We start from the raw sequence: 24,476 nt of genomic DNA, 5'->3' as shown, positions 1-24,476 counted from the left end.
GGAGCCAGAACCTTCGGTCGTTAGTGCGTAGGTGGGGGTCATTGGGTGGGTCCTTTGAGGGGGCGGAGGTCGGCTAGTTGGGTTAGGGGCTCGCCTGAGCGGAGCTGGAAGGCTTCGTGGGTTTGGTCGACTGTGGGGATGGTGGCGCCGGCTAGGTCAGTCAAGGTCCAGGCGAGGCGGACTACGCGGTCGAAACCTCGGGCGGTGAGGCGGCCGGCGGCGTAGTGGTCTTCCAGGAGTTGTTGGCTGGCGTCGTCCAGCGGGTGTTCGCGGCGCAGCACCGGGCCGGGGATCTGGCTGTTAAGAGTCCAGGCGGTCTCGCGGTAGCGGTGCGTCTGGCGATCGCGGGCGGCCCGGACACGAGTGGCGACGACGGCGGTCGACTCCACAGGTTGGCCGTCGGTGACGGTACGGGCGGCCGGCAGGATCTGGCGCTGGATGTCCAGGCGGTCCTTGATCGGGCCGCTGATCCGCTGGCGGTACCGCGCCAGGTGCTGGGGTGTGCAGCTGCAGATGCCTTGGTTCGTGCCGGACAGGCCGCAGGGACAAGGGTTGGCGGCGAGGACGAGCATGAAGCGGGCGGGGAACTTGGCAACGGCTGCGGCCCGGTGGAGCTCGACGAATCCCGACTCGAGCGGCTGCCGGAGGGTGTCGAGGGTCAGCGGATGCATTTCGGGCGCCTCGTCGATGAAGAGGACGCCGCGGTGCGCGCAGCTGATAGCGCCAGGTCTCGGCACGCCACTGCCACCGCCGACCAGGCTGGCCAGTGACGCCGTGTGGTGCGGAGCGATGAATGGCGGCCGGCGGACCAGCTCGGCGTCGTTGGTGAGCAATCCGGCGAGTGAGTGCACGGCTGAGACTTCCAGCGAGTCATCCGTGCCGAGGTCCGGCATCAGTCCCGCGAGGCGCTCGGCGAGCATGGTCTTGCCGGAGCCCGGTGGGCCGTGCAGGAACAGGTGGTGGCCGCCGGCGGCTGCGGCCTCGATCGCGCGTCGGCCCTCGTGCTGGCCGATGATGTCGTCGAGATCGACCCCCGGCACCCGGATCAGCGATTCGGACACCAGGCGCGGCTCGGCGCGCGGTGGTGCTTCGTCGGGGATCTCGGTGCCGCGAAGCAGGGCGAGAACCTGGCGCAGCGAGCGAGCGCCGTACACCTCGATGCCGGGGACCAGGCGGGCCTCGCCGACGTTGAGGTCGGGGACGACGATGCGGTCGAAGCCGGCTCGGGACGCGGCCAATGTCATCGCGAGTGCGCCGCGGACCTCGCGGATGCGGCCGTCGAGGCCCAGTTCGCCGATGATCGCCGTACGGCGGAGTGCGCCGGGATCGACCGCGCCGGCCGCGGTGAGCAGGCTGAGGGCGATGGCGACGTCGTAGTGCGAGCCGGTCTTGGGCAGGGTGGCGGGTGACAGGCCGATCGTGACCTTGCGATCGGGGAATCGCTCGCCGCTGTTCACGACAGCGGCACGGACGCGGTCGCGGGCTTCGGACAGGGACGTGTCGGGAAGGCCGATCAGGGTCGTCTTCGGCAGGCCCTGGGCGATGTCGGCCTCGATCTCGACGAGGTGGCCCTCCAGACCGACCAGGGCAACGGACCAGGTGTGTGCGAGGGCCATCAGATCGCACCTCGCACGTGGTCCACGGTCGGTGGCGTGTTGTGGTCGAACAGGATCGAGATGACGTCGATCCGGATCTCGGCCGGTCTGAGCTGATGGGTCTGCAGCCAGCGGCCGGCCAGCCTCCGGAGCGTGGCGAGCTTCCGGTAGGTGATCGACTCCAGCGGGGTGCCGTAGTTCAGCCCGCGCCGGGTCTTCACCTCACAGACGACGAGTGTGTCGCCTTCGCGCGCGACGATGTCGATCTCGCCGAACTCGCAGCGCCAGTTGCGCTCGAGCACGGCGAAACCGTGGGTGCTGAGATACCTCGCGGCGAGATCCTCGCCGTACCGTCCGACGGTGTTCCTGGTCCGCATCGATGACCACCTCCGGCAGAGAAGATGCCGGGATCAGGCCTCGGAAACGGACCTCGCCTTCAGAATGTGGAAAACCGCCCGCCTGTGGACAGCGTCAGCGGCCGAAGTCGGAGTCCTTCGGGACTTCCAGGTCGGACTTGGCGAGTTCCTCGATGTTGACGTCGCGGAAGGTGACGACCTTGGCGTTCTTGACGAAGCGGGCGGATCGGTACACGTCCCAGACCCAGGCGTCCGCCATCGTCACCTCGAAGTACACGTCGCCGCCCTCGGTGCGGACCTTGAGGTCGACCGCGTTGCACAGGTAGAAGCGCCGCTCGGTCTCCACGACGTACTTGAAGATCCCGACGACGTCCTTGTACTCCCGATAGAGCTGCAGCTCCATATCGGTCTCGTACTTCTCGAGGTCGTCAGCGCTCATGCCTGGCTCTCCACTCCGGTGGGACTGGTCACATTCTGTCCCATAACGGGCCGCAGACTGCGGCGGACATTCTCAAACCGCCGTCGATGTTGTGGGCACGGGCCGTATTCGTCCAGTGCCGCCTGGTGTTCAGGGGTGCAGTACCCCTTGTGGATCCCGAACCCGTACTGCGGGTACACCTTGTCCCAGTGCTCCATCACCCGATCCCGGGTCACCTTTGCGATCACTGACGCGGCAGAGATGCAGGCGGCCACCCGGTCGCCCTTCCACATCGCCAGGCCCGGTACGCCGAGACCGTCGACACCGAAGCCGTCGGTCAGCACGTACGACGGCCGCACGTCGAGCCGGAACAGCGCCCGGCGGAGCGCCTGCACGTTCGCGACGTGCATGCCGAGCCGGTCGCACTCGTCCGCCTCGATGGACACCACCGACCAGGCCAGGGCACGCTTGCGGACCTCTTCGTAGCAGCGCTCCCGCGCCTTCGCGGTGAGCAGCTTCGAGTCGGCCAGTCCCGGGATCTGACCGCGCTTGCCCTCCGGCAGGATCACCGCGGCAGCCACCAGCGGCCCCGCGCACGGTCCGCGACCGGCCTCGTCGACACCGGCGATCGGGTCCAGGCCGACGCGGCGCAGGGCTCGCTCGTACCCGTACAGCCCGGCGTCCCGCCGTACCGTGCTCCCGCGCGGCAACGCGCTCATCCAGCCCTCCGCATCACACAACTCACCCTAGGCGTCCGAGGCGACAGAACGGTTACTTGGGTGGTGGCGTGAGGGATATCGAGGGTTTGTCCGGCGCCGGACCGGCCGCCGGGACCGCCTTGAACGTGTCCGGTACGCCGAGTTTGCCCCAGCGACCCGCCGGCCAGACGATCATGATCGCCCGCCCGGTGACCTTGTCGAGCGGAACGAATGCCGCGTCGCCCTGGTTGCCGCCGTTCGCGTCGAGGTCCTGCAGGTGCACGCGGGAGTCCCCCGAGGCGGACCGGTGGTCGCCCATCACGAAGATCCGGCCGGCCGGGACGGTGACCTGGAAGTCCATCTGGGACGGCGCGTCGCCCGGATACAGGTAGCTGGTCTCGTCGAGCGGCTGGCCGTTCACGAGCAGCCGGCCCTTCGCGTCGCAGCAGGCGACCTTGTCGCCGGGCATACCGACGAGGCGCTTGATCAGGTGGCCGTGGCTGGAGTCCGGCAGCAGACCGACGATCTCGAAGAACCTGCCGATCGAGCCGCGCTTCTGGCCGCTCTCCTCGGCGCCGAGCCAGCCGCCCGGGTCCTCGAACACGACCACGTCACCGCGCTTGACGTCGGTGAGCTTCTCCACCACGACCCGGTCACCGACCAGCAGGGTGTTCTCCATCGACTCGCTCGGGATGATGAACATCTGCCCGACGAACGCCCGCAGGATCGAGGAAACGATCAGGGCACCGACCACGATCAGCACGAACTCGCGGGCGGCCGCCGCGAAGCCCGAGCGGTGGGCAGGTTTGCTGTCCGTCTTGGTCGGTATATCGGTCACTTCTTCAGCCCCGGCTTCTTGAAGGTTTCCGGAGGACGCAGCATCGTCATCCGGTCAGACGGCCAGATTACGCAACAGGCCCGGCCAACCACGTTCTCGACCGGCACGAATCCGCCGCCGGGGCCGCCCATGTGGGCGCGGGAATCGGCGGACTCGGCCCGGTTGTCACCCATCACCCACAGATGACCGGCCGGAACCAGCACGTTGAAGGGCAGCTCGGACGGCTTGGCGTCCTTCAGAAGGTACTCCCGCTCGTCGAGCGGGATGCCGTTGACGGTGATCTGGCCCTGCTTGTTGCAGCAGATCACCCGGTCGCCGCCGATGCCGATCACCCGCTTCACCAGGTGACCCTCGCCGCTGCGCGGCAGAATGCCGACGAACTCACCGATCCGGCGCACCGTGCCCGGCTGGACCTCTTCCTCGTTCAGCCAGTTGTCCGGGTCCTTGAAGACGATGATGTCACCGCGGTCGACGTCGCGGTGCAGGTAGCTGATCTTCTCGGCGAGGATCCGGTCGTCCTTCGTCAGGGTGTCGTACATCGACTCCGACGGGACGTAGAACGCCTCGGCGACGAACAGCCGCAGGACCACCGTGATGACGAGCGCGAGCACCGTGACGGTGCTCATCTCGACGAGCAGGCTGAGCAGCGGATTCCGCTGCTTCAGCCTGCGGTGACGTCCCTTGCTGCGACGTGCCCTCTTGGATACCGGTCGAGGGCGAGCGCGAGTCGCAGTGCTCGGCGCCATAGGTGACCGTCGTCGCTACGCGGCGTCAGGAGGCCGGAACTTCGCGCTTCTCCTTGATCTTCGCCGCCTTACCGCGCAGCTCGCGCAGGTAGTACAGCTTGGCGCGGCGGACATCGCCGCGGGTCACGACCTCGATCTTGTCGACGATCGGGGTGTGCAGCGGGAAGGTCCGCTCGACGCCGACGCCGAAGCTGACCTTGCGGACCGTGAAGGTCTCCTGCAGGCCACCGCCCTGGCGGCGGATCACGACACCCTTGAACACCTGGACGCGGGACCGGTTTCCTTCGACGACCTTCACGTGCACGTTCACGGTGTCACCGGCGCGGAAGGCCGGGATGTCGTCGCGCTTGCTCGAGTTGTCGAGCTCGTTCAGGATGTTGCTCATCAGGTGTCTCTTCCTCGCGCGTGCCACAGGTCACCCACGAAAATGTCGATGGTGAGAGTCATCAAAAGGCTGCCGGTCGGTGGTCACCCCCTGTGGCAGGAGCACCGAAGGGCAGCAACAGACAATCTTGCCACACGCCCCGCACGGCGACGAAATCCGGTGCCGTCGACCGCGCAGGGTGATCACTTACGGCGTCTGCGTTTGCCCAGCCGAACCAGGTCGACCTTGGGCGTCTGGGGCTCCCGGCTGAGCTCCCGGTAGCCCGCTTTCCGGTACAGGGCGAGGTTCCGGTCGCTCAGCGCGCCCGTGTTCAGCGCGTACGACGTGACCTCGGCGGGAGCCACCTGCTCGGCCGCACGCAGCAGGCGAGCGCCGAGCCCGCGGCCCTGCCAGTCCGGGGCGACGATGAGCCGTTCGATCTGTCCGACCGTGTCGTCTACGAGGAGCTGGACCGATCCGACGATGCGGGTGCCGGCCACGGCCTTCAGGACGGTCCCCCGCTCCAGGCGGGCGGCAGTCGCGGCAGGGTCGTCGGTCAGCGGCGGGATCGTGTAGTCGTCGTACAGCTGCGCTTCGGACAGGAAGGCGGCCAGCTGCAGTACGTGGATCTCGCCCGCGTCAGCAGCCGTAGCGGGCAGCAGGCGGACCGCTGAGGTGGCGTCGTCCTTCTGAGCGACCACATCGCCCCACGCTGCCAGGAGGTCCGGCCGACGTTCCGCAGTACGCCGTACCGACTCGTCGTGGCGCCAGTCGGCGATCAGGCCGTGGTTTCCGGACAGCAGGACCTCAGGTACGTCGTACCCGCGCCAGCTCGGCGGCTTCGTGTAGACCGGGTACTCGAGCAGGCCGTCGCCCGAGTGGGACTCCTCCGCCAGGGACTCCGGGTTGCCGATCACGCCGGGCAGCAGGCGAGCCACTGCCTCGACCATCACGAGTACGGCGACCTCACCGCCGTTCAGCACGTAGTCGCCGATGGACACCTCGTCGACGCGCATCCGCTCGCCGGCGTACGACGCGACGCGCGCGTCAATGCCTTCGTACCGGCCGCACGCGAACGCGAGCCAGGGCTCAGCGGCGAGCTCGTACGCGAGCTCCTGCGTGAAGGGCCGCCCGGCCGGGGTCGGCACGATCAGCCGCGGCTGCGAGGGACCGTCCACGGGGGCGACCGCGTCCAGCGCCTGTCCCCACGGCTCCGGCTTCATCACCATGCCCGCTCCGCCGCCGTACGGGGTGTCGTCGACGGTCCGGTGGCGGTCGTGGGTCCACTCGCGCAGGTCGTGCAGGTGGATGTCCAGCAGGCCGCTCTTGGCCGCCTTCCCGACCAGGGAGACGTCGAGGGCGGCCAGGTACTCCGGGAAGATCGTGACGACGTCCAGGCGCATGTCAGTCTCCCGGCTCGGTCTGGACCACCTCTGCGCCCTCGGGGTCGAGCAGGCCGGGGCGGTCCGCCACGACGACGTACCGCTTGTCGATGTCGATCTCCGGGACGAGTTCCTCGACCATCGGGACCAGCACGAGGTTGCCCGCGGTACGCCGGATCTCCAGGAGGTCCTGCGACGGCAGGTGCACGACGTCGGTCACCTCGCCCACGTCGGCGCCGTCGGTGGTGCGGACCGCGAGGCCGACCAGGTCGCGGTCGTAGTACTCCTCCGGGTCCTCCGGGCGTTCGTCCTCGGGGACCTCACACTGCACGAACAGGTTGCGCAGCTGCTCCGCCGCGGTCCGGTCCGGCACGTCGGCGAACTTCACCAGCAGCTTCCCGCTGTGCCAGCGGCTCGAGGCGATGGTCAGGGTCCGGGACACCTTGGCATCGGTCACGACGGTCGCGCCGTCGGCGAACCGGCGGTCCGGCTCGTCGGTGCGCACCTCGATGCCGACCTCGCCCTTGATCCCGTGTGCGCGGCCGATCCGCCCGACGGTCACCAACACCTGCATTACTCCTTTGTACTAGAGGTCACGCGGTCAGGTGGCGCCGTCGCGAGCGCCGTCCCGCGGAGTGCTGGGCAAGGCGGAGGAGGGAGACGGGACGGAGTCCCGGCGACCGACGACAACGCCGCCCAGTGCCCGCGGGGCGGTGCGCAGCAGGCGCCACCTGTCCGCGTGACCTCTTAGATGAAGGGCCGCACCCCAGACCGGGTGCGGCCCCTCACAGGACTGCTGTGGACTACCGAGTCAGCGGCGCGGGCGCCGGTTGAACTCGTCGACGAAGTCGATGCGCAGCGAGGACTCGGAACTGAGGGCGCCGACGACGGTGCGGATCGCGGTGGCGGTGCGGCCGTTGCGGCCGATCACCTTGCCGATGTCGTCGGGGTGGACGTGCACCTCGAGGGTGCGGCCACGCCGCAGGTTCCGGGCCCGGACGCTGACGTCGTCGGGGTTGTCCACGATGCCTCGGACCAGGTGCTCGAGCGCCTCGGTCTCCATCATCGTCAGGCCTCGGTGGTCTCGGCCGCAGCCTCGGCCTTCGGCTCGTCGGCCTTGGCCTCAGCCTTCGCGTCGTCGGCCTTGTCAGCCTTGGCCTCGTCGGCCTTCGGCGCCTCGGCGGCAGCCTCGTCCTTCGCGGTGTCGTCGGACTTCGGGGCCTTCTTCGCCGCCTTCTTGGCGGTGACCGCCTCGGTCTTCAGCGAGCCGTGGGCCTCGGCCAGCGCCTCGTTGAAGATCTCCTGCTTGTCCCGCTTCGGCTCGGCCACCCGCAGCGGCGCCGGGGCGTCCAGGCCCTTGAACTTCTGCCAGTCGCCGGAGGCCTTGAAGATCGCCTCGACGGCCTCGCTCGGCTGCGCGCCGACGCCCAGCCAGTACTGCGCCCGCTCCGACGAAACGCGGATGAACGATGGCTCGGTCTTCGGGTTGTAGATCCCGATCTCCTCGATCGCCCGGCCGTCCCGCTTGGTGCGGGCGTCCATGACGACGATGCGGTAGTGCGGGGTGCGCTTCTTGCCGATGCGCTTCAAACGGATCTTGACTGCCACGTTTGTGGGGTCTCCCTTGGAAATTACTGTCTTGATGAACTGCACGACGCGTCGTGGGGACAACACAGTGACAGCTCGATGGGCCGGCCGGGCAGTGGAGTTAGAGGGCTGCACAGAACCTGGACGGACTCAGCAGGCCATTGTGCCAGAAACAGGGCTGCCCAACCAATTGGCCTCAGGGGCGTAGGTACGCCAGGTTCGGGAGATGGTCGACGTACGTATCCAGGAGGCTGCGGGCGACCGTCACCGAGTCCACGAGCGGATGGTAGGCGAACGCCTTCACAGCCGTGTCCCGGGAGGCAGTGGTCGCGGCCTCGATGGTCGCGCGCTCGACGGCTTTCACAGCGCTCACCAGACCGGCCTGGTGGTCGGTCAGTTGTGACACGGTCACCGGCAGTGCCCCGTTGGCGTCCACGGTGCAGGGGATCTCCACCACGGCGTCGTCGTCGAGGTGACGCAGTACGCCGCGGTTGCGGACGTTCAGGATCAGCGAGGCCCGCTCGTTGTGAGCGATCGCCCGCATCAGCGACAGCGCGACCTGCTCGTACCCACCGGCCGCCATGTCGCGCTCGTCCCGCTCCCCCGCGTCCGCGACCTCACGGCTCTCCACCATGTACGTCGACTCGCGCTCGGCCCGGGTCTTCTGCCACAGCTCGAACGCCTGCTCGGGATGCTCCCCGGTCTCGGCGTAGAACGCGGACTGCTGCTCCAGCAGGAACGTGCCCCGCGTCTGCCGCACCCCTTGTACGGCGGCCAGCGTCTCGCGAGCGAAGTAGTAGTAGTGCAGGTACTCGTTCGGAATCGACCCCAGCGACCGCAGCCAGTCCACACCGAACAGCCGGCCCTCCTCGAAGGAGGCCAACGCATCGGCCGACTGCAGCAGGTCCGGCAACCGGTCCACTCCGCCGGACCGCAGCCCGCGCAGCCAGCCGAGGTGGTTCAGGCCGGCGTAGTCGTAGAACGCAGTAGACGGGTCCACACCGAGTGCCAGCGCCGCCCGCCGCCCCAGACCCGACGGGGAGTCGCAGATGCCGATCACCCGGTCGCCCAGGTACGGAATCATCGCCTCCGTCACCATGCCGGCCGGGTTCGTGAAGTTGATGGTCCACGCTTCCGGAGCGACCGCCGCGATCCGCTGAGCGATCTGCACGGCGACCGGCAGCGTCCGCAGCCCATAGGCGATCCCACCGGCGCCGACGGTCTCCTGCCCCAGGACGCCGAGGCCGAGGGCGACCCGCTCGTCGATGGTGCGCCCCTCGAGGCCGCCCACCCGGATGGCCGAGAAGATGAAGTCGGCACCGCGCAACGCCGCATCGAGGTCGGTCGTCTCGGTCACGACCGGGGGCCGCTCGGGGCCGGCTGCCTGCTGGCGGAGCACGGCTCCGATCGCCGCAAGCCGCGTGCGGTCGGTGTCATAGAGGACAACGTCGGTGATCCGTCCAGCTCCACGGTCGCCGAGCAGCGCGTGGTACACGAGCGGAACCCGGAAACCGCCCCCACCCAGGATCGTCAGCTTCACGCCAGAACCACCTCTACTCCCGCTTCGGTCAGTTGGGCACAGGTTGCCTTGTCGGAGTCAGATTCGGTGACGACCATGGAGAGCTCCCCCGGCTCGCACACCCGAGCGACGCCGTGGCCCGGGAACTTCGTCCGGTCGGCGAGCAGGACCACCCGGTCGGCGGCGTTGATCATCGCCCGCTTGACCGGCACCTCGATCATCGTGCTGTCCATGACACGGCCGTCCGGGCGGACCCCACTGGTCCCCAGGAACAGCCAGTCGACATGGATCTGCCGCAGACTCTCCTCGGTCAGGTAGCCGACCAGCGACCGGTAGCTGCGCCGCACGAACCCGCCCAGCACGATCAGCTCGATCTGCTCGTCGTTCTGCAGCTCCTCCAGTACGGCGAGGTTGCTGGTCACCACGGTCAACGACCGGCCGTGCAGGTGCTGTGCGACCCGGAGTGCCGTCGTACCGATGTCCAGCAGCACCGACTCGCCGTCGGCGACCAGCTCGGCAGCACGACGCGCGATCCGGTCCTTCTGCTCGGCATGGACGGCGTTCACGTCGGCGAACGGTTCGTCACCGCCGTCGACCGCGAGCGCACCGCCGTACACGCGGGTCAGGCGACCCTCGGCGTGCAGCTGCTCGAGGTCGCGCCGGATGGTGGCCTCGCTGACGCCGAGCTTCCCGGCGAGCACCTTGACGCCCCCGGCCCCGTCGACCCGGAGCGCGCGGACGATCTGATCCTGACGCTGCTTTGGCAACACAGAGAGACCGTATCACGCAAACTCCGTCATTCTCAGTCAATCTTCTGATCAGGTATTGCGCATCTTGCGCACTCGACTTTAGATTCGTGCACGAGTTTGATCGAGCGTGCAGGAGTGTGGCGCAGCATGCATGAGCTGGACGTAGTGGTGTCCGGTCTGGTCTTCCAGGACCTGGTGCTTGGCCTGCCTTCTGCGCCGCGTCCCGGCACCGAGGTCTGGGCCACCGAGTCCCACGAGAGCCCGGGCGGCATCGCGAACTTCGCGGTCGCCCTCGCCCGGCTCGGGCTGCGGACCGGCATGGCCGCGGCCTTCGGGGCGGACGCCGACGGTGACCGGGTCTGGACGTACCTGACCGCCGAGGGCATCGATCTGACACTCTCCCGCAGACTCGCCGGCTGGCAGACGCCCCTCACCGTGGCCCTTGCCTACGACAACGACAGGGCACTGGTCACCCGGGGTACCCCTCCCCTGCTGTCGGCCGACGAGCTGATCACCACGCCGCCGGCTGCTCGAGCCGTCGCCGCCCACATCGGATCCTGGCCGAACGAGTGGCTGGCGAAGGCGAAGGCGGCCGGCAGCGTGGTGTTCGCAGACGTCGGCTGGGACCCGACCGAGCAGTGGGACCCGGCAGTGCTCGACCAGCTCCAGCACTGCGACGTTTTCCTGCCGAACGCCGACGAGGCCATGCACTACACGCGGACGGACTCACCAGAGCAGGCCATGCGCCGGTTGGCGGAGCAGGTGCCGCTGGTGGTCGTGTCCAACGGTGCTGCGGGCGCCACTGCACTCGACGCGAGTACTGGCGAGCAAGTCGCCGTACCTGCGTATGCGGTCCCGGCGGCGGACACCACCGGGGCGGGTGATGTGTTCGCCGCCGGCTTCATCGCCGCCACGCTCTGGGACCTGCCGCTGGCGCTGCGGGTGCGGTTCGCCGCACTCACCGCGGCGCTTTCCGTCACTCGGCTGGGCGGTGCGGACGCCGCACCGCGCTGGGCCGACCTCGTGGCCTGGCAGGCAGCCCATCCCGAAGACCACCACCTCCAGGCACTGATCAGTGCACACTCAGGAAGGTAGAACCATGGAGCTCTCACGTCGGACATTGCTCGGGGGCTTCGCAGCCGTAGCGGGCGGGTCGCTGGTCGGCTGCTCGTCAGGAATGAACAGCACCGGTACGCCGGCCAAGAAGAACGTCGCCACCGAGCTCACCATGTGGTGCTGGCCGGGCGGTCTCGGCAAGTCGGTGCTGGACGACACGATCGCGCACTTCCCGGACCCGAAGATCAAGTACTCCGAGATCGGCGGCGACTTCAAGCAGAAGCTGATCACCACCTTCAACGGCGGTACGTCGATCCCGGACATCACCGGCCTGAAGGGTGAGGACATCGCGTCGCTCCTGCCCCAGGCCGAGCGGTTCGTGGACCTGAAGACCGTCGGAGCCGACTCGATCCTCGGCGACTACCTGGAGTGGAAGGTCAAGCAGGCCACCACGCTGGACGGCAAGGTCATCGGTCTGCCGATCGACGTCGGCCCGACCGCGCTGTACTACCGCGAGGACGTCTTCGCGGCGGCCGGGCTGCCGAGCGACCCTGCGAAGGTGGCCGAGCAGCTCAAGACCTGGGACGACTTCTTCGCCGCCGGTGTCCAGCTGAAGGCGAAGAACCCGAAGGCGCTGCTGGTCTGGGACGCCACCGACCTCTACGACATGGTCATCGGCCAGGGCACCGAGCGGTACATCTCCAAGGACAACAAGTTCATCGGCGACCAGGACCACATCCGCAAGGCCTGGGACACCTCGGTCAAGGCGATGACAATGAAGATCGACGGCAAGACGCCGAGCGGCTCGCCGGACTGGAACGCCGGCCTTGACCAGGGCACGGTGCCCGCGCATATCGGGGCGGCCTGGGTCGCGCTGGACATCAAGTCCGCGGTGAAGAAGACCGCGGGCAAGTGGCGGCTCGCACCGACACCGAGCGGTGCGGCGAACTTCGGCGGCTCGTTCCTCGCGATCACCAAGAACGCCGCCGATCCGCAGAAGGCGTTCGACGTGATCAAGTACATGCTCAGCGCCGACAACGAGGCCAAGGCGTTCGCCGACGCCCAGATCTTCCCGTCGACGCCGGCGGCGTACGACAAGCCGCAGCTCAAGGCGGCCGACACGTTCTTCGGCGGCCAGGTCCCGATCGACGTCTTCGGCCCGGCCGCGAAGGCGATCCCGGTCGCGTACCAGAGCCCGTTCGACGACGCGGTCGCCGCGCCGTTCCACGACGAGCTGAAGACCGTGCAGACCGGCGCCAAGACCTCGGACGCGGCGTGGTCCGCCGCCGTCTCGAAGGCGAAGGCGATCGCCAAGCGGCAGGGGGTGCAGTGACAGCTACGGCGACTGTGTCCACGCCCACGTTGACGAAAACACCCGTCAAGCGGCAGATCTGGTCGTACTGGCGGTTCTACCTGGCGCTGTCGCCGTTCTACGTCCTGTTCGCGGTGTTCGGGCTGTACCCGATGCTGTCCACGATCGTGCTGGCGTTCCAGCGCTGGGACGGCCTGAGCGCGCGCCGGTTCACCGGGCTGGACAACTTCGCGTTCCTGGTCAAGGACCCGACGTTCTGGCAGTCGCTGGAGAACACCGTCGTACTGTTCCTGATGTCGACGGTCCCGACGCTGGTGCTCGCGCTGATTCTGGCGGTGATGCTGCAGTCGGCGGTCCGGTTCACGAACGTCTACCGGATCGCGTACTTCATCCCGAACGTCACGTCGCTGGTCGCGATGGCGATCTTCTTCAGCTCGATCTTCAGCACGAACTTCGGTCTGGTGAACGCCGCGCTGCGCTCGCTCGGCATCCCGCAGCAGGACTGGCTCGGGCAGCCGTGGGGCATCAAGATCGCGATCTCCACGATGATCGTGTGGCAGTGGGTCGGGTACAACACGCTGATCTACCTGGCCGGTCTGCAGGCGATCCCGAAGGACCAGTACGAGGCCGCGAAGGTGGACGGGGCGGGAGTGGTACGGACGTTCTTCTCGATCACGTTGCCGCAGCTGCGTCCCGTCGTACTGTTCACCGTCATCATGTCGACGATCGGCGGACTGCAGACGTTCACCGAGCCGCAGGTGATGGTCGGCAACAGCGGCGGCACCGGGCAGAGCGGGATGACCGTGGTGCTGTTCTTCTACCGGGCCGCGTTCCTGGACAACGACTACGGGTACGCCGCGGCGATCGCGCTGAGCATCTTCGCGCTCGTGTTGTTGTTCACGGCAATCAACTGGCGGATCTTCCGTGGACGGAGTGAGGACCGATGACGCGGTACCGGCTGCGCGGCCTCGCGCTGCACGCGGCGCTCGGGCTGGCGCTGCTGGTGTTCATGTTCCCGTTCTTCTGGACGATCGTGATGGCGTCCAACACGACCGCGGACATCTACCGGTTCCCGCCGAAGTTCAGCTTCGGCGGTCATTTCGGCGACAACGTCCGGCACGTGCTGGAGAACGTCGCGTTCTTCCAGTCGATGGCGAACACCGCGGTCGTGGCGATCTCGACCACGTTGCTGGTGCTGTTCTTCGACTCGCTGGCGGCGTTCACGTTCGCCAAGTTCCGGTTCCCGGGGCGGAACGCGTTGTTCGTGATCCTGCTGGCGACGATGCTGCTGCCGGCGCAACTGGCCGCCGTACCGCAGTTCCAGACGATGGCGATCCTCGGCTGGGTCGGCTCACTGAAGGCGCTGATCATCCCAGGCGCGGCGAACGCGTTCGGCATCTTCTGGATGCGGCAGTACTTCCAGAACTCGATCCACGACGAGCTGATCGAGGCCGCGACGCTGGACGGCTGCGGCTTCTTCGGAACGTACTGGCACGTCGCGCTGCCGTCGGCGCGGCCCGCGCTGGCGTTCCTCGGCATCTTCACGTTCGTCGGTTCCTGGAACGACTACATGTGGCCGCTGATCGTGCTGACCAACCCGGACCACGTGACGCTGCAGGTCGCTCTGTCGACACTGAACCGCTCGCACGGTGTGGACTACAGCATGGTGATGACCGGCGCGTTGCTGGCGATGATCCCGCTGGTGATCGTGTTCGCGATCTTCGCCCGCCAGTTCATCAAGGGCGCGACGGAAGGCGCAGTGCGCGGCTGAGCACAGCGGCGATCACGAGCGCGTTGCCGACGAACGCGGTCGCCGCGTCCTGCGCCGGGGCGACGAGTTGTCTCAGGCCGGGGTCGTCGTACTGATCGTTCGCGACGACGAGCGCGACCCGGGCGCCGTCCATCTCACACGTCCGCCCCGGCGTGCCGTCGTACGAACGCGTCGACCAGTTGCTGCTGCAGCTCGCCGGTGGCGCCGCTCAACTCGATCACGTCGCCGTCGATGGTGACCTTCACGGTCCGTACGGATCCCGATCGGCGCAGCCATTCCCGGATCACCACGATGATCGAGCCGAGGGCCTGCAGTCCCGGCGCCACCGAAACACTCAGCAGCCCGGCGACTGCCGCCGGACCGCCCTTCGAGCCTTCCGGCGCGGTGCCCTCCTGATACGGCTCGACCGAGTCCACGTCGAGCATCAACAGCTCCTGTCGCAGCAGCAGCGCCAGGACTTCGAGCTGGTCCTCGTCAGCCTCCGCTTCGACGACCTCGAGCCGAACGTCTTCGGCCATGGCCCCTCCCCATCCCCCCAGGCCGTGCGTGCGGACATCACAACCATGCGCCCGCGAGCCGCCGATCACAAGGCGCGATCACGCCACCGGCCGTGGTCTAGGCTTCGGGGAACTGGAGCAGGCGGAAGTGCGTCGGAGGGGCAACATGGTAGGCAAGCGGGGGCGGGTGATCGGCCGGATCGCACCCGGGATCGTCGGCGAAGTGATGTTGCCGGTCCGGGGTGCCACCGAGGCCTTCTACGCTTACCCGGCGACCGACGAGGTGCTCGAGGTGGGGACGCAGGTTGTCGTCGTCGACTTCGACCCACCCCGCACCGTGTACGTCGCTCGCGCCATCTAACTGACGTTCCCTTGGAGGGGAAATGCTCTGGACGTACCTGATCACCGCGGCAGTCGCGGTGGTCGTCCTTCTGATCCTGTTCCGGATGGTCTGGCGGGTGGCGGAGCCGAACGAGGCGCTGATCATCTCGGGCCTCGGCGCACACTCGAGCACCGAGCAGGTCAACGAGACCCTCGGTTTCAAGATCGTCGTCGGCCGCGGCACCGCGGTTCTCCCAGGTTTTCAGACTGTCCGGCGGTTGCCGCTGGACATCCGCGCGACGCCGCTGACCGTGACGTGCGTGTCCAGCCAGGGCATCCCGCTGCACATCAAGGGCGTCACGGCGTACAAGGTCGGTGACGACTACGGCTCGATCGCGAACGCCGCCCGGCGGTTCCTGGAGCAGAGCGACGAGCAGGTGATGGGCACCATCCACGAGCTGTTCGCGGGTCACCTGCGGGCGATCGTCGGCTCCACCACGGTCGAGGAGATGCTGCACGACCGGGAGACGTTGACCACCAACATCCGCGGCTCGCTGGCCGGGGACATGGAGAAGCTCGGCCTGGTCGTGGACTCGCTCCAGATCCAGGAGATCGACGACGAGTCCGGCTACATCAAGAACCTCGGCCGTCCGCAGGCCGCGGCGGTCGAGGCCGCGGCGCGGATCGCGCAGGCCGAGCGGGACCGGGAGGCGACCGAGCGCGAGCAGGCCGCCGCCGCCCAGAAGGCCGCGGCGGTCCGGGAGAGCTCGATCGCCCAGGCCGGCTACCAGGCCGAGGTCGACCAGGCGAACTCGAAGGCGTCGCAGTCCGGTCCACTGGCCGAGGCACTGGCCCGCCAGGAGGTCGTGGTCGCCGAGACGGAGACCGCCAAGCTGAACGCGTCGCTGGCCGAGAAGCAGCTGGAGTCGACGGTGCTGAAGCCGGCCGACGCCGAGGCGTACCGGCAGCGCACGCTGGCCCAGGCCGCCCGTGACTCGCAGATCGCGGCCGCCGAGGCGAACGCCCGGGAGGTCCAGCTGCGCGGTGAGGCGCAGGCGAAGGCCACCGAGCTGAACGGTAAGGCCGAGGCGTCCGCCGTACAGGCCAAGGCGATGGCGGAAGCGGCCGGTATCAAGGCGCGCGCCGAGGCGCTGGCCACCAACACCGAGGCGGTCGTCGCGCAGCAGCTGGCCGAGGCCTACCCGGAGATCGTCACCGCCGCGGCGAGCTCGTTCGACAAGGTCGGCAACATGGTCGTGCTGAACGGTGCCCAGGGCATCGAGGACACCCTGGTGAAGACCATCACGATGGGCGGTTCCGGTTTCGCGCTGGCCAAGCAGCTGATCGACTCGCTGGCCACGAAGAAGGACGAGACCCCGAAACTGGAGTCGGTTCCGGACGAAACCGCCTGACAATTAACTACAGGCGCAAACCGTTGAAGGTTGCTGCTTGACGTCTGACACTGAGCAGCATGCCGCCCGGAAGGATTCTCGCAGTACTCGCCGCGCTCCTGCTCGGCGCCGCCACCCTGGTGGCGGTGCCGACGCAGGCGCAGGCCGCGCCGAACTTCAAGGCCCCGTTCCCGTGTGGCCAACGCTGGACCTACAGCCACCACTCCGGTGAGGTCCGCCGCGCACTCGACTTCATCCGCGCCGACGGCGGGACGACGAACGGTACGCCGGTGCTCGCATCCGCCGGTGGTACGGCGTACCGCTTCTCGCAACCGAGCGGCGCCGGCAACTACATCGCCATCGAGCACGGCGGCGGCTGGAAGACCTACTACTTCCACCTGTCCGCCTACTCCGTCGCCAACGGCCAGCAGGTCTCGCAGGGCCAGCAGATCGGTGTCACCGGCAGTACCGGCAACTCCACCGGTCCGCACATCCACTACGAGCAGCTGCTCAACGGCGTCGGTCAGAACATCGTGATCAACGGGTCCGGACTGGCCTACCCGGGCTCGTACGGCTCCTACTTCCTCACCAGCGACAACGGCTGCTCCGGCCCGGGCAAGAACTACATGACCTGGGGCTCCGGCGTGAACGTCCGCTCCGACGCGCACCTGAGCTCGCCGGTCGTGACCACGCTGGCCGGACCGACCTCGGTGTGGGTGCTCTGCCAGAAGCAGGGCGACACCGTGAACGCCGAGGGCTACACCAACAACTGGTGGTCGAAGCTACGTGACCAGAACGGCTTCATCAGCAACATCTACATCGACGATCCGAACGCCCAGCTACCCGGCGTACCGATCTGCTGAACCTGTGGGATCCCCTTGCGCGCAAGGGGATCCCACAAGCCGTCAAGCGGTGTGCAACGTCAGCCCGTACGCCTGCAGGATCTCGTTGACCGGCTGGAACCACGTCTCGCCGCCGCTGCTGCAGTTGCCCCAGCCGCCGGACGTGACGCCCTGCGCCTGGTCACCGGTGATGAACGACCCGCCAGAATCGCCACCCTCGGCACAGACGCTGGTCTTGGTCGCTCCGTAGAACAGTTGACCGTTGCCGTAGTTCACCGTCTCGTTCTTGGCCAGGATCGCCCCGCAGTGCCAGTGCGTCGTCGAACCGCTGCGGCAGACCGACGAACCGATCGGCGCCTCCCACGACCCGCGGACCAGCTGGTCGCTCACCTGTCCCCAGCCCAGCACGACCGGTACGGTCCACCAGCCATAACCCGTGGCGACCCAGGCGTAGTCGTTGCCGGGGAACGACCAGCCCTGGAACGAGCCCTGGTCCGTGCCGTCCCAGCCGCGCACGATGCCGCTCCGGCCGCAGTGGCCGGCTGTCACGTACCCGCCGTACACCGAGAAGCCGATCGAGCAGCGGATGTTGCTGACGTAGTACGGGTCACCGCCGACGGTGCCGGCCGCGAAGGTGCGTGGCGCTTGCGCAGCGACCTCCTTGACCGTGACCGCGCCGGCCTTGGCGACCTTGGCGACGAACGCGTCGACGGCCTGGGAACGCTTGCCTGCTTGGACGTTGATCACCACGCTGCCGGTCCGCGGGTCAGCAGCCCAGCCGCTGACCGCAGCCGGCACCGCTTTGCCGGCCAGCTTGTCGACTACTGCCTTCTGCTGGTCCAACGCCTTTGCCGGCACCGGTACGGCGGCCACTTGCGCACCTGTGGCACGTACTGCGGCTGCGCGCGCAGAGCCGACCACACCGACGACCAGCTTCTGGGTGGCCGCGTCGTACCAGGCTCCGCCGAACGCGACGCCGGCCGCTTTCTGGGCCGCGGGCAACAGCTTGGCTGCCGAGGTCTCGGCGGCCAGGCGCTGCTGCATCTGCTGCTCGGTCAGCCCGAAGTCACGTTGCATGGCGGCAGATTGGCCGGGCACAGCCAGCGGCTCTGGTGCTGCCAACGCTTGCGCGGGCACAGTCAGGACAGCCGCCGTGAGTACGGCGACCAGTAGGACCTTCATCGGAACTCTCCTCACCTAGGGGCGGTTCGGTGCGTGAGAGCGCTCTCTGGATGAGAGTGGCCTACGTTGTCAGGCGCGTCAAGAGCTCACAGACCGAGGTAGGCGAGAACGGCCAGGACGCGGCGGTGGCCGGAGTCGGTCGGCGGCAGGTCGAGCTTCAGGAACACGTTGCCGACATGCTTGTGCACGGCACCGTCGGAGATGACCAGCTTCTCCCCAATCGCCGTGTTGCCGAGGCCTTCGGCCATCAGTGCGAGTACTTCGCGTTCGCGCGGCGTGAGCCGGTCCAGCGGGCTGCTCCGCTTCACCATGAGCTGGCTGACCACCTCCGGGTCCAGCACAGTCCCTCCGCCCGCAACCCGGCGTACCGCTTCCAAGAACTCGTCGACGCGGGACACCCGGTCCTTCAGGAGGTAGCCGACGCCTTCGCTGCCGGCTGCCAGGAGTTCGGCGGCGTACACCTCCTCGACGTACTGCGAGAACACCAGCACCGGCAGCCCCGGCCGGACGCGGCGGGCCTCGATCGCGGCGCGCAGGCCCTCGTCGGTGAAGGTCGGTGGCAGCCGTACGTCGACGATCGCGATGTCCACCTGGTGCTCGTCGATCGCCTTGGCGAACTCGTCCGCGTCGGTGGCGACGGCGGCGACCTGGAAGCCGGAGTTGTCGAGCAGCAGGCTCAGGCCCTCGGCGAGGATCGGGTTGTCCTCGAGGATGATCACCTGCACGGAAGGATCACCTCGACGGTGGTCGGCCCGCCGATCGGACTGTTCAGCTCCATGTGACCGTCGATCGCCTGCACGCGATGGAGCATGCCATGCAGGCCACTCCCCCGGCCCAGCAGATCGGACTGCTCGCTGACTCGCGCTCCACCGATGCCGTCGTCCGTCACAGCCAGGTAGAGCTCAGAACCGCGCCGCTCGAGCTGTATGTCGACATGTCCAGCGGCACTGTGCTTGGTGATGTTGGTCAGGGACTCCGCGACCACGAAGTACGCAGCGGCCTCTACTGCTGCTGGGACCTCGCCCAGCTCACCGATGCGGAGCTCCACCGGTAGTGGGCAGCGGGCGGCCAGTGCGGAGACCGCCCCGGCCAGACCGCGGTCCGCAAGGATCGGTGGGTACATGGTCCGCAGTACGCCGCGCAGCTCGGTCATGGCCTGCTCTGCGCCGTCACGGGCGTCGTCCAGCAGTTTGGCCGCCTTCTCGGGGTCGTCAGCCATCGTCTGCTTGGCAATCCCGATCCGCATCGCCAACGACACCAGCTGCGCCTGCGTGCCGTCGTGCAGGTCTCGCTCGATACGGCGCAGCTCTGCGCCGTGTGAGTCGACAGCACCGGCCCTGCTCTTGGTGAGCTCCTCCACACGCTGCTCCAGCTTCGCTGTCTCCAGCTGCTCCTCGCTCGGTGCGAGTGCCCTCAACACCGTCCGGGCGTGGCCACGGGCCAGAGCGGGCGCCACTCGTCCCAGAAACCACAGGCTGGCGCCGATCTGCAGCGGACCGAGGGTGAGTGCCTCCAGCCAGCTGTCGACGCCAAGACCCATCAGGCTGAAGTTGCCCGGGTCAAGCTTCCACAGCAGCATGCCGAGCACTGCGGAGGGCGCACCGACCACAGCGATCACTGCGACGAGCAGCTCCGGGATCATCACCACCGGCATCAGCAGGCAGCGCAGGCTCCGCTTGAACGACTTGTCCCGGAACAGCGTCACCACGTCTCCGGGCTGGCGCGGCAGTGCCGGCGGCAGCTCCTCGGCCTGCGGCAGGCCGAGGTACTTCGCTGCGCGGTACCGCTCGCTGTTCGCGAGCCGCACCAGACCTGCGGTGGCACCGGGGATGACCCAGCCGAGAAGCAGGCTGATCGGTATCGCGGCCAGCAACGTGACCGACTTCAGGTACCGGATCACCAGATACCCAGCGGCCGGGCCACCCCGGGAAATGATCTTCGAGAGCATGTACCCATCCTGCGGCACCCGCGGCGCCGCAGTCGGTACAGCAGGCTCTACCTTTCGCCTTCTAGCAGTCCGGTACGCCGGGCAGCTTCGCGTTCGGGTCGTCGATGTAGATGTTGGTCATGTAGCCGTTCTGGTCACGCAGCTTGGCCCACCAGTTGTTGGTGTAGCCGCCGGCGGTCACCGTGTCGCCCTGGACCTGGCACTCGACGAACACGCGGGTCGGGCCGGGCAGCGTGGTCACGACCGACGCGGACAGCTTCGGCGCCGAGCGGACGTTCACACCGGCACCCCAGGTGGTGAAGTTGTACTCCGGCGGGTTCGGGTCGCCGCCGTTCACCAGCTGCATGTAGTAGTCCCAGTTCCAGTTCGGTCCCGGGTCGGTGTGGTCGTTGTTCGGCATCTCGCTGTGGCCCTTGATGTGGGCCCTGTCCTTCGGGATGCCCCGCCGGTCGGCGATGTTGCGGGTCAGCGCCGCCGACGAGCGGTACATCGCGTCGGTGAACCAGGACGGCTCGTCGACGAACCCTTCGTGCTCGATGCCGATCGTGTACGGGTTCTCGGTCCGGACGTGCCAGGCGGTGTCCTTCTCGGCCACCATCTGGGTGACCTCGCCGTCGCTGGAGCGGACCACGTAGTGCGCGCTGACCTGTGCGGACGGGTTCTTGAACCAGCTGATGGTGCCGGCGTACGAGCCCTGGGTCACGTGGATCACGATCGTGGTGATCGCCGCGGTCCGGCCGACGCGGTAGTTGCTGGTGCTGGCCGGGTTCCAGATCGCGCCCGGGTAGTCGACGGCCTGGACCGACGCCTTGGACCCGATCGGGGCGACCTTCGCGTAGGCGCCGAGCGCCGGCGTGACCTTCTTCGGGTCGGTCGAGACGCCTGCGGTACGGACGCCGCGGGCGATCACGCGGTAGACCTCGTCGGTGTACAGCCGCGCGGTCGGCGCGTCGGCGGAGTGCGAGTACTTCGCAATCACGCCGTACCACTTGCCGAGATCGGATCGATCCGTCAGGCCGGCCTGGTCGGCGTAGGAGTCCAGAACAGCGGCGGCGCCGAGGATGTTCGACGTGTCGTCCTTGGACAGCTCGGCGACCGGCAGTCCGGTCAGTTTGCTTGCCTCGGACATCGTCTTGTTCACGTTGTTGCCGGCCAGGTGCATCACGCCGTAGCCGTTCGCCTGGCTCGGCGTGCCGTTGTGGCCGTCGAGATGCGTCTCGGCGAAGCCGACACCGACCAGCACTTCCCGCGGTACGTCGTACTTCGCGGACGCGGTCTTGAACGCGGCCGCGAGGTCGGGTTCACCAGTGGGTTGTGCCGGCTCGGCGGCGTTGCTCGGAAGCGCGGTGAGCGCGAGTGCGCCGACGGCCAGGACTGCGGCCAGTTTGGGTACTCGGGACATGGGGCGGTTCCTTCCCGTATCTGGTCCGCCGAGGGGCGTCGGCGGTCCCGGAAGCCACGCTAAGGGAAGATCTTCCGTTACATCCAGTGTTTGAGTGAATTTCTTCCCGTCACCGGGAGAAGACCACGTTTCCACGCAGTGCGATCAGCCGCGGGTGCGTCAGTACGGCGGGGTTCGCGCGCGGGTCCTCGTCGTACACGACCAGGTCGGCCGGATCGCCGGGGCGCAGCTCGCTGGGCGCGCCGAGCCAGGCGCGGGCCGCCCACGATCCGGCGGCGAGCGCCTGCTCCCCCGACATACCGATCTCGGTGAGGGCCTGGACCTCCTGCGCGACCAGACCATGTCCGAGGACACCGCCCGCGTCGGTCCCGGCATACACGGGCACGCCGGCCTCGAAGGCGTCCCGCAGCCGGTGCAGGCGGCGCTCGTACAGGTCGCGCATGTGGGCCGAGTAGACCGGGAACTTGGCCTCGGCCTGCTCGGCGTACTGCGGGAAGTTCTCGAGCTGGATCAGGGTGGGTACGACGGCCACCTGACGCTCGGCCATCTCGCTGAGCAGGCCGGGCTCGATGCCGGTGCCGTGCTCGAGGCAGTCGATGCCCGCGGCCAGCAGATCCGGGAGTGCGTGCTCACCGAAGACGTGCGCGGTCACGCGGGCGCCGAGCTCATGGGCGCGGGCGATCGCGGCGTTCAGCGCCTCGGCCGGCCAGCACGGGGTCAGGTCGCCGGCGTCGCGGTCGATCCAGTCGCCGACGAGCTTCACCCAGCCATCACCACGGCGAGCTTCCTGCTCGACGTAGGCGACCAGTTCGTCGGGCTCGATCTCCCAGCCGTAGTTCCGGATGTACCGCTTCGAGCGGGCGATGTGCCGGCCGGCGCGGATGATCTTCGGCAGGTCCGCGCGGTCGTCGATCCAGCGGGTGTCGACCGGCGAACCGGCGTCGCGGACCAGCAGCGCACCGGCCTCGCGGTCGGCGATCGCCTGCTGCTCCTGGATCTCCTCGCCGACACCGCCGTGCTGGTCGAGGCCGATGTGGCAGTGCGCGTCGACCAGACCGGGCACGATCCAGCCCCCGGTGTGCACGGTCGTCACATCAGCAGCGGTGGGCCGGTCGACGACCAGCCCACCGCTGAGGTGAAGCTCCTGCTGCTCACCGGCCGGCAGAACCGTGCCGACCAGCCTGAGTACGCCGGAATCACTCATGGAGCGACCGTATCCGGCGAACCTTTATCCGTGCGAGCCGCCGCCCGGCGTGCAGGTCGGGGTGGTGGTCTCGTTGCCGGCGCACGGTGATCCGGACGGGGTGTCCGTCGGGGTCGGTGTGGGCGTCGGGGTCGGAGTCGGCGTGGGGGTCGGAGTCGGGGTCGGCGTCGGCGTCTTGGTCGGCGTCTTCGTCGGCGTCTTGGTGGGGGTCTTGGTCGGCGTCGTCGTCGGCGTCCTGGTGGGCGTCCTGGTCGGCGTGTCGACCGGCTTCGGCAGCGTCGGCGTCGCCCACGGCGTGGACGGCGGGACCGCGGTCGGCAGCGTGGTCGTCGGCACCGCGGTCGGGGTCGGCGTCGGCGTCTTGGTGTCGTCCGGCACGTCCGGGACGTCCCGTGGGTCGACCCGGCGGTCGGCGTTGCCGTTCGTCTTGGCGCTCGCGATGTTGCCCTTCGCGTTCGGCACCAGGACCGCGTTCTTGCTGTAGACGCGCATCCACTTCAGCACGGTGGCGACGAAGTCCTTGGAGTGCTGGTAGCGGAGCAGGGCGGCGACCAGGTCGCGCGGGCTGCGGAGGTCGTCACCCTCGGCGCAGAGCACCACGGCGACCGTGGTGACCGCGTCGTACACGTTGTTCGGGTTGCGGTAGCCGTCGCCGTTGCCGTCGGCCCCGTACTCGTCCCAGACCTGCGGGATGATCTGCATCGGGCCGACCGCGCGGTCCCAGGTCGAATCCGCGTCGTACTTACCCTTGTCGGAGTCGGTGATCCGGCCGTTGCCGTGCCGGCCGTTCAGCACCGGGCCGAGGATCCGGCCGCGGGTGGTGCCGGCCACGTCGACGCGACCGCCGCTCGCGTGGTCGGACTCGACCTTGCCGACACCGGCCAGCAGCGGCCAGGTCAGCCCACAGTTCGGCCGCACGACCGCGAGATTCGCGGTGGCGCGGCGATACGCGGGGAACACCCCGCGCGGGATGCCGTTCACGGCACCCGGACGCCCGGGACGGACGACCGACCGGCCGTCGGTGGCCCCCTGCACGGGGACGTCGTCACGGGCAGGTTTGTCGGACCCGAGCCGGCCGTCCACTCCGGGACGCTGCGGCACGATCATCGTCAGCTCGTCGAACTCACCGCTGTTCAGCCCGGCCCCAGGCGATGGGGCGACCGGGTTGCCTGCCGTGAGCGGTCCGGAGGCACCGGCTCCGCCCGAGGCGACGGTCACGATGGCCCCGACCAGGAGCGGGGCCGTACACAATGAAGCGATGATGATTTTGACCCGACGGTTACCACTACGGGTTAGGC

At 68.3% G+C, this 24,476-nt stretch carries 28 protein-coding genes; 7 read left to right on the top strand and 21 right to left on the bottom strand.

All coding sequences use genetic code 11. The features are described 5' to 3' along the window. Nucleotides 1-38: 38 nt before the first annotated feature. The 13 genes from E0H45_RS38585 to E0H45_RS38525 all read right to left on the bottom strand — a co-directional run bounded on the left by E0H45_RS38585 (nt 39) and on the right by E0H45_RS38525 (nt 10,273). On the bottom strand, nt 39-1,616 hold the full coding sequence (locus E0H45_RS38585; protein WP_131347049.1) for a YifB family Mg chelatase-like AAA ATPase: 1,578 nt from the start codon (nt 1,614-1,616) through the stop codon (nt 39-41). Continuing rightward, complete coding sequence (locus tag E0H45_RS38580; protein WP_131347047.1) at nt 1,616-1,972, bottom strand: YraN family protein; 357 nt, start codon at nt 1,970-1,972, stop codon at nt 1,616-1,618. Before E0H45_RS38580 ends, E0H45_RS38585 begins: the two co-directional genes overlap by 1 nt. Nucleotides 1,973-2,066: 94 nt before the next feature. Beyond that, on the bottom strand, nt 2,067-2,390 hold the full coding sequence (locus E0H45_RS38575) for a DUF2469 domain-containing protein (protein ID WP_012922325.1): 324 nt from the start codon (nt 2,388-2,390) through the stop codon (nt 2,067-2,069). Beyond that, nucleotides 2,387-3,088 carry a ribonuclease HII gene (locus E0H45_RS38570; RefSeq protein ID WP_131347045.1) on the bottom strand — a complete coding sequence of 234 codons (702 nt, stop codon included), beginning with the start codon at nt 3,086-3,088 and terminating at the stop codon, nt 2,387-2,389. Before E0H45_RS38570 ends, E0H45_RS38575 begins: the two co-directional genes overlap by 4 nt. 52 nt (nt 3,089-3,140) lie before the next feature. After that, complete coding sequence (gene lepB / locus E0H45_RS38565; RefSeq protein WP_131347043.1) at nt 3,141-3,905, bottom strand: signal peptidase I; 765 nt, start codon at nt 3,903-3,905, stop codon at nt 3,141-3,143. Beyond that, entirely contained in the window at nt 3,902-4,531 is a 630-nt protein-coding gene (gene lepB / locus E0H45_RS38560) for a signal peptidase I (RefSeq protein ID WP_238155636.1), read from the bottom strand. The genes lepB (E0H45_RS38565) and lepB (E0H45_RS38560) overlap by 4 nt, the downstream gene beginning before the upstream one ends. Before the next feature lie 145 nt (nt 4,532-4,676). Further along, nucleotides 4,677-5,036, bottom strand: coding sequence for a 50S ribosomal protein L19 (rplS, locus tag E0H45_RS38555; protein ID WP_131347039.1), 360 nt, complete (start codon nt 5,034-5,036; stop codon nt 4,677-4,679). Between the two features lie 182 nt (nt 5,037-5,218). Next, nucleotides 5,219-6,418, bottom strand: coding sequence for a tRNA (guanosine(37)-N1)-methyltransferase TrmD (gene trmD, locus E0H45_RS38550; RefSeq protein WP_131347037.1), 1,200 nt, complete (start codon nt 6,416-6,418; stop codon nt 5,219-5,221). Nucleotide 6,419: 1 nt separating this feature from the next. Beyond that, complete coding sequence (rimM, locus tag E0H45_RS38545) at nt 6,420-6,965, bottom strand: ribosome maturation factor RimM (RefSeq protein WP_131347301.1); 546 nt, start codon at nt 6,963-6,965, stop codon at nt 6,420-6,422. Between the two features lie 243 nt (nt 6,966-7,208). Next, nucleotides 7,209-7,460 (bottom strand): RNA-binding protein, encoded by a 252-nt coding sequence (locus tag E0H45_RS38540; RefSeq protein WP_131292053.1) that lies wholly within the window; start codon nt 7,458-7,460, stop codon nt 7,209-7,211. 5 nt (nt 7,461-7,465) lie between these two features. After that, nucleotides 7,466-8,005, bottom strand: coding sequence for a 30S ribosomal protein S16 (gene rpsP, locus E0H45_RS38535; RefSeq protein WP_131347035.1), 540 nt, complete (start codon nt 8,003-8,005; stop codon nt 7,466-7,468). Nucleotides 8,006-8,180: 175 nt separating this feature from the next. After that, complete coding sequence (locus E0H45_RS38530) at nt 8,181-9,524, bottom strand: 6-phospho-beta-glucosidase (protein WP_131347034.1); 1,344 nt, start codon at nt 9,522-9,524, stop codon at nt 8,181-8,183. Further along, the gene (locus E0H45_RS38525) at nt 9,521-10,273 is read right to left on the bottom strand and encodes a DeoR/GlpR family DNA-binding transcription regulator (RefSeq protein ID WP_131347032.1); all 753 of its coding nucleotides are present in this window, start codon (nt 10,271-10,273) and stop codon (nt 9,521-9,523) included. Before E0H45_RS38525 ends, E0H45_RS38530 begins: the two co-directional genes overlap by 4 nt. A gap of 126 nt (nt 10,274-10,399) precedes the next feature. On the opposite strand from E0H45_RS38525, the gene E0H45_RS38520 reads away from it, so the two are divergent. From E0H45_RS38520 to E0H45_RS38505, 4 genes are read left to right on the top strand one after another with little or no spacing between them, the layout of a single operon-like run. Continuing rightward, on the top strand, nt 10,400-11,347 hold the full coding sequence (locus E0H45_RS38520) for a carbohydrate kinase family protein (RefSeq protein ID WP_131347030.1): 948 nt from the start codon (nt 10,400-10,402) through the stop codon (nt 11,345-11,347). 4 nt (nt 11,348-11,351) lie between these two features. After that, nucleotides 11,352-12,641, top strand: a complete 1,290-nt coding sequence (locus E0H45_RS38515) for an ABC transporter substrate-binding protein (RefSeq protein WP_131347028.1) — start codon at nt 11,352-11,354, stop codon at nt 12,639-12,641. Between the two features lie 29 nt (nt 12,642-12,670). Beyond that, on the top strand, nt 12,671-13,567 hold the full coding sequence (locus E0H45_RS38510; protein ID WP_238155635.1) for a carbohydrate ABC transporter permease: 897 nt from the start codon (nt 12,671-12,673) through the stop codon (nt 13,565-13,567). Continuing rightward, on the top strand, nt 13,564-14,391 hold the full coding sequence (locus E0H45_RS38505) for a carbohydrate ABC transporter permease (RefSeq protein ID WP_131347026.1): 828 nt from the start codon (nt 13,564-13,566) through the stop codon (nt 14,389-14,391). Before E0H45_RS38510 ends, E0H45_RS38505 begins: the two co-directional genes overlap by 4 nt. Here the strand turns inward: E0H45_RS38505 and E0H45_RS42710 are convergent. Both E0H45_RS42710 and E0H45_RS38500 read right to left on the bottom strand, forming a co-directional pair. Then, nucleotides 14,357-14,524: a hypothetical protein gene (locus E0H45_RS42710; protein WP_165546750.1), complete on the bottom strand. Its 168-nt coding sequence runs from the start codon at nt 14,522-14,524 to the stop codon at nt 14,357-14,359. The genes E0H45_RS38505 and E0H45_RS42710 overlap by 35 nt on opposite strands. 1 nt (nt 14,525) lies before the next feature. Beyond that, entirely contained in the window at nt 14,526-14,909 is a 384-nt protein-coding gene (locus tag E0H45_RS38500) for a hypothetical protein (protein WP_131347024.1), read from the bottom strand. A gap of 145 nt (nt 14,910-15,054) precedes the next feature. On the opposite strand from E0H45_RS38500, the gene E0H45_RS38495 reads away from it, so the two are divergent. The 3 genes from E0H45_RS38495 to E0H45_RS38485 are packed head-to-tail and all read left to right on the top strand — an operon-like array spanning nt 15,055 to nt 17,463. Continuing rightward, nucleotides 15,055-15,249, top strand: coding sequence for a hypothetical protein (locus E0H45_RS38495; protein ID WP_130387656.1), 195 nt, complete (start codon nt 15,055-15,057; stop codon nt 15,247-15,249). A 22-nt stretch (nt 15,250-15,271) separates the two neighbouring features. After that, complete coding sequence (locus E0H45_RS38490) at nt 15,272-16,621, top strand: flotillin family protein (RefSeq protein WP_131347023.1); 1,350 nt, start codon at nt 15,272-15,274, stop codon at nt 16,619-16,621. Between the two features lie 59 nt (nt 16,622-16,680). Then, the gene (locus E0H45_RS38485) at nt 16,681-17,463 is read left to right on the top strand and encodes a peptidoglycan DD-metalloendopeptidase family protein (protein WP_131347021.1); all 783 of its coding nucleotides are present in this window, start codon (nt 16,681-16,683) and stop codon (nt 17,461-17,463) included. Nucleotides 17,464-17,505: 42 nt separating this feature from the next. Here the strand turns inward: E0H45_RS38485 and E0H45_RS38480 are convergent, their stop codons facing one another. The 6 genes from E0H45_RS38480 to E0H45_RS38455 all read right to left on the bottom strand — a co-directional run bounded on the left by E0H45_RS38480 (nt 17,506) and on the right by E0H45_RS38455 (nt 24,396). Next, a complete protein-coding gene (locus tag E0H45_RS38480; protein ID WP_131347019.1) occupies nt 17,506-18,624 on the bottom strand; it encodes a S1 family peptidase in 1,119 nt (372 codons plus the stop codon). Nucleotides 18,625-18,710: 86 nt separating this feature from the next. Further along, nucleotides 18,711-19,349, bottom strand: coding sequence for a response regulator transcription factor (locus tag E0H45_RS38475; RefSeq protein WP_131347017.1), 639 nt, complete (start codon nt 19,347-19,349; stop codon nt 18,711-18,713). After that, entirely contained in the window at nt 19,340-20,572 is a 1,233-nt protein-coding gene (locus tag E0H45_RS38470) for a sensor histidine kinase (RefSeq protein WP_131347015.1), read from the bottom strand. Before E0H45_RS38470 ends, E0H45_RS38475 begins: the two co-directional genes overlap by 10 nt. 61 nt (nt 20,573-20,633) lie before the next feature. Further along, nucleotides 20,634-21,974, bottom strand: a complete 1,341-nt coding sequence (locus E0H45_RS38465; RefSeq protein ID WP_131347013.1) for an N-acetylmuramoyl-L-alanine amidase — start codon at nt 21,972-21,974, stop codon at nt 20,634-20,636. A gap of 109 nt (nt 21,975-22,083) precedes the next feature. Continuing rightward, complete coding sequence (locus tag E0H45_RS38460) at nt 22,084-23,178, bottom strand: amidohydrolase family protein (protein WP_131347011.1); 1,095 nt, start codon at nt 23,176-23,178, stop codon at nt 22,084-22,086. Nucleotides 23,179-23,202: 24 nt separating this feature from the next. Further along, the gene (locus tag E0H45_RS38455) at nt 23,203-24,396 is read right to left on the bottom strand and encodes a lytic transglycosylase domain-containing protein (RefSeq protein ID WP_238155634.1); all 1,194 of its coding nucleotides are present in this window, start codon (nt 24,394-24,396) and stop codon (nt 23,203-23,205) included. Nucleotides 24,397-24,476 lie beyond the last annotated feature (80 nt).

This window comes from Kribbella soli, assembly GCF_004331345.1.
In the GTDB taxonomy this organism is placed as follows: domain Bacteria; phylum Actinomycetota; class Actinomycetes; order Propionibacteriales; family Kribbellaceae; genus Kribbella; species Kribbella soli.
The sequence above is the reverse complement of the archived record's forward strand: the minus strand, read 5'-3'. Positions and strand labels throughout refer to the sequence as shown.

Bases quoted from the DNA above. Each gene is read 5' to 3' on its own strand.
- E0H45_RS38485 (WP_131347021.1), top strand. From the start codon at position 16,681: ATGCCGCCCGGAAGGATTCTCGCAGTACTCGCCGCGCTCCTGCTCGGC.
- E0H45_RS38490 (WP_131347023.1), top strand. From the start codon at position 15,272: ATGCTCTGGACGTACCTGATCACCGCGGCAGTCGCGGTGGTCGTCCTT.
- E0H45_RS38585 (WP_131347049.1), bottom strand. From the start codon at position 1,616: ATGGCCCTCGCACACACCTGGTCCGTTGCCCTGGTCGGTCTGGAGGGC.
- E0H45_RS38570 (WP_131347045.1), bottom strand. From the start codon at position 3,088: ATGAGCGCGTTGCCGCGCGGGAGCACGGTACGGCGGGACGCCGGGCTG.
- trmD (WP_131347037.1), bottom strand. From the start codon at position 6,418: ATGCGCCTGGACGTCGTCACGATCTTCCCGGAGTACCTGGCCGCCCTC.
- E0H45_RS38515 (WP_131347028.1), top strand. From the start codon at position 11,352: ATGGAGCTCTCACGTCGGACATTGCTCGGGGGCTTCGCAGCCGTAGCG.
- E0H45_RS38520 (WP_131347030.1), top strand. From the start codon at position 10,400: ATGCATGAGCTGGACGTAGTGGTGTCCGGTCTGGTCTTCCAGGACCTG.
- E0H45_RS38575 (WP_012922325.1), bottom strand. From the start codon at position 2,390: ATGAGCGCTGACGACCTCGAGAAGTACGAGACCGATATGGAGCTGCAG.
- E0H45_RS42710 (WP_165546750.1), bottom strand. From the start codon at position 14,524: ATGGACGGCGCCCGGGTCGCGCTCGTCGTCGCGAACGATCAGTACGAC.
- E0H45_RS38580 (WP_131347047.1), bottom strand. From the start codon at position 1,972: ATGCGGACCAGGAACACCGTCGGACGGTACGGCGAGGATCTCGCCGCG.
- E0H45_RS38470 (WP_131347015.1), bottom strand. From the start codon at position 20,572: ATGCTCTCGAAGATCATTTCCCGGGGTGGCCCGGCCGCTGGGTATCTG.
- E0H45_RS38540 (WP_131292053.1), bottom strand. From the start codon at position 7,460: ATGGAGACCGAGGCGCTCGAGCACCTGGTCCGAGGCATCGTGGACAAC.
- lepB (WP_238155636.1), bottom strand. From the start codon at position 4,531: ATGAGCACCGTCACGGTGCTCGCGCTCGTCATCACGGTGGTCCTGCGG.
- E0H45_RS38505 (WP_131347026.1), top strand. From the start codon at position 13,564: ATGACGCGGTACCGGCTGCGCGGCCTCGCGCTGCACGCGGCGCTCGGG.
- E0H45_RS38500 (WP_131347024.1), bottom strand. From the start codon at position 14,909: ATGGCCGAAGACGTTCGGCTCGAGGTCGTCGAAGCGGAGGCTGACGAG.
- E0H45_RS38495 (WP_130387656.1), top strand. From the start codon at position 15,055: ATGGTAGGCAAGCGGGGGCGGGTGATCGGCCGGATCGCACCCGGGATC.
- E0H45_RS38460 (WP_131347011.1), bottom strand. From the start codon at position 23,178: ATGAGTGATTCCGGCGTACTCAGGCTGGTCGGCACGGTTCTGCCGGCC.
- rplS (WP_131347039.1), bottom strand. From the start codon at position 5,036: ATGAGCAACATCCTGAACGAGCTCGACAACTCGAGCAAGCGCGACGAC.
- E0H45_RS38480 (WP_131347019.1), bottom strand. From the start codon at position 18,624: ATGAAGGTCCTACTGGTCGCCGTACTCACGGCGGCTGTCCTGACTGTG.
- E0H45_RS38465 (WP_131347013.1), bottom strand. From the start codon at position 21,974: ATGTCCCGAGTACCCAAACTGGCCGCAGTCCTGGCCGTCGGCGCACTC.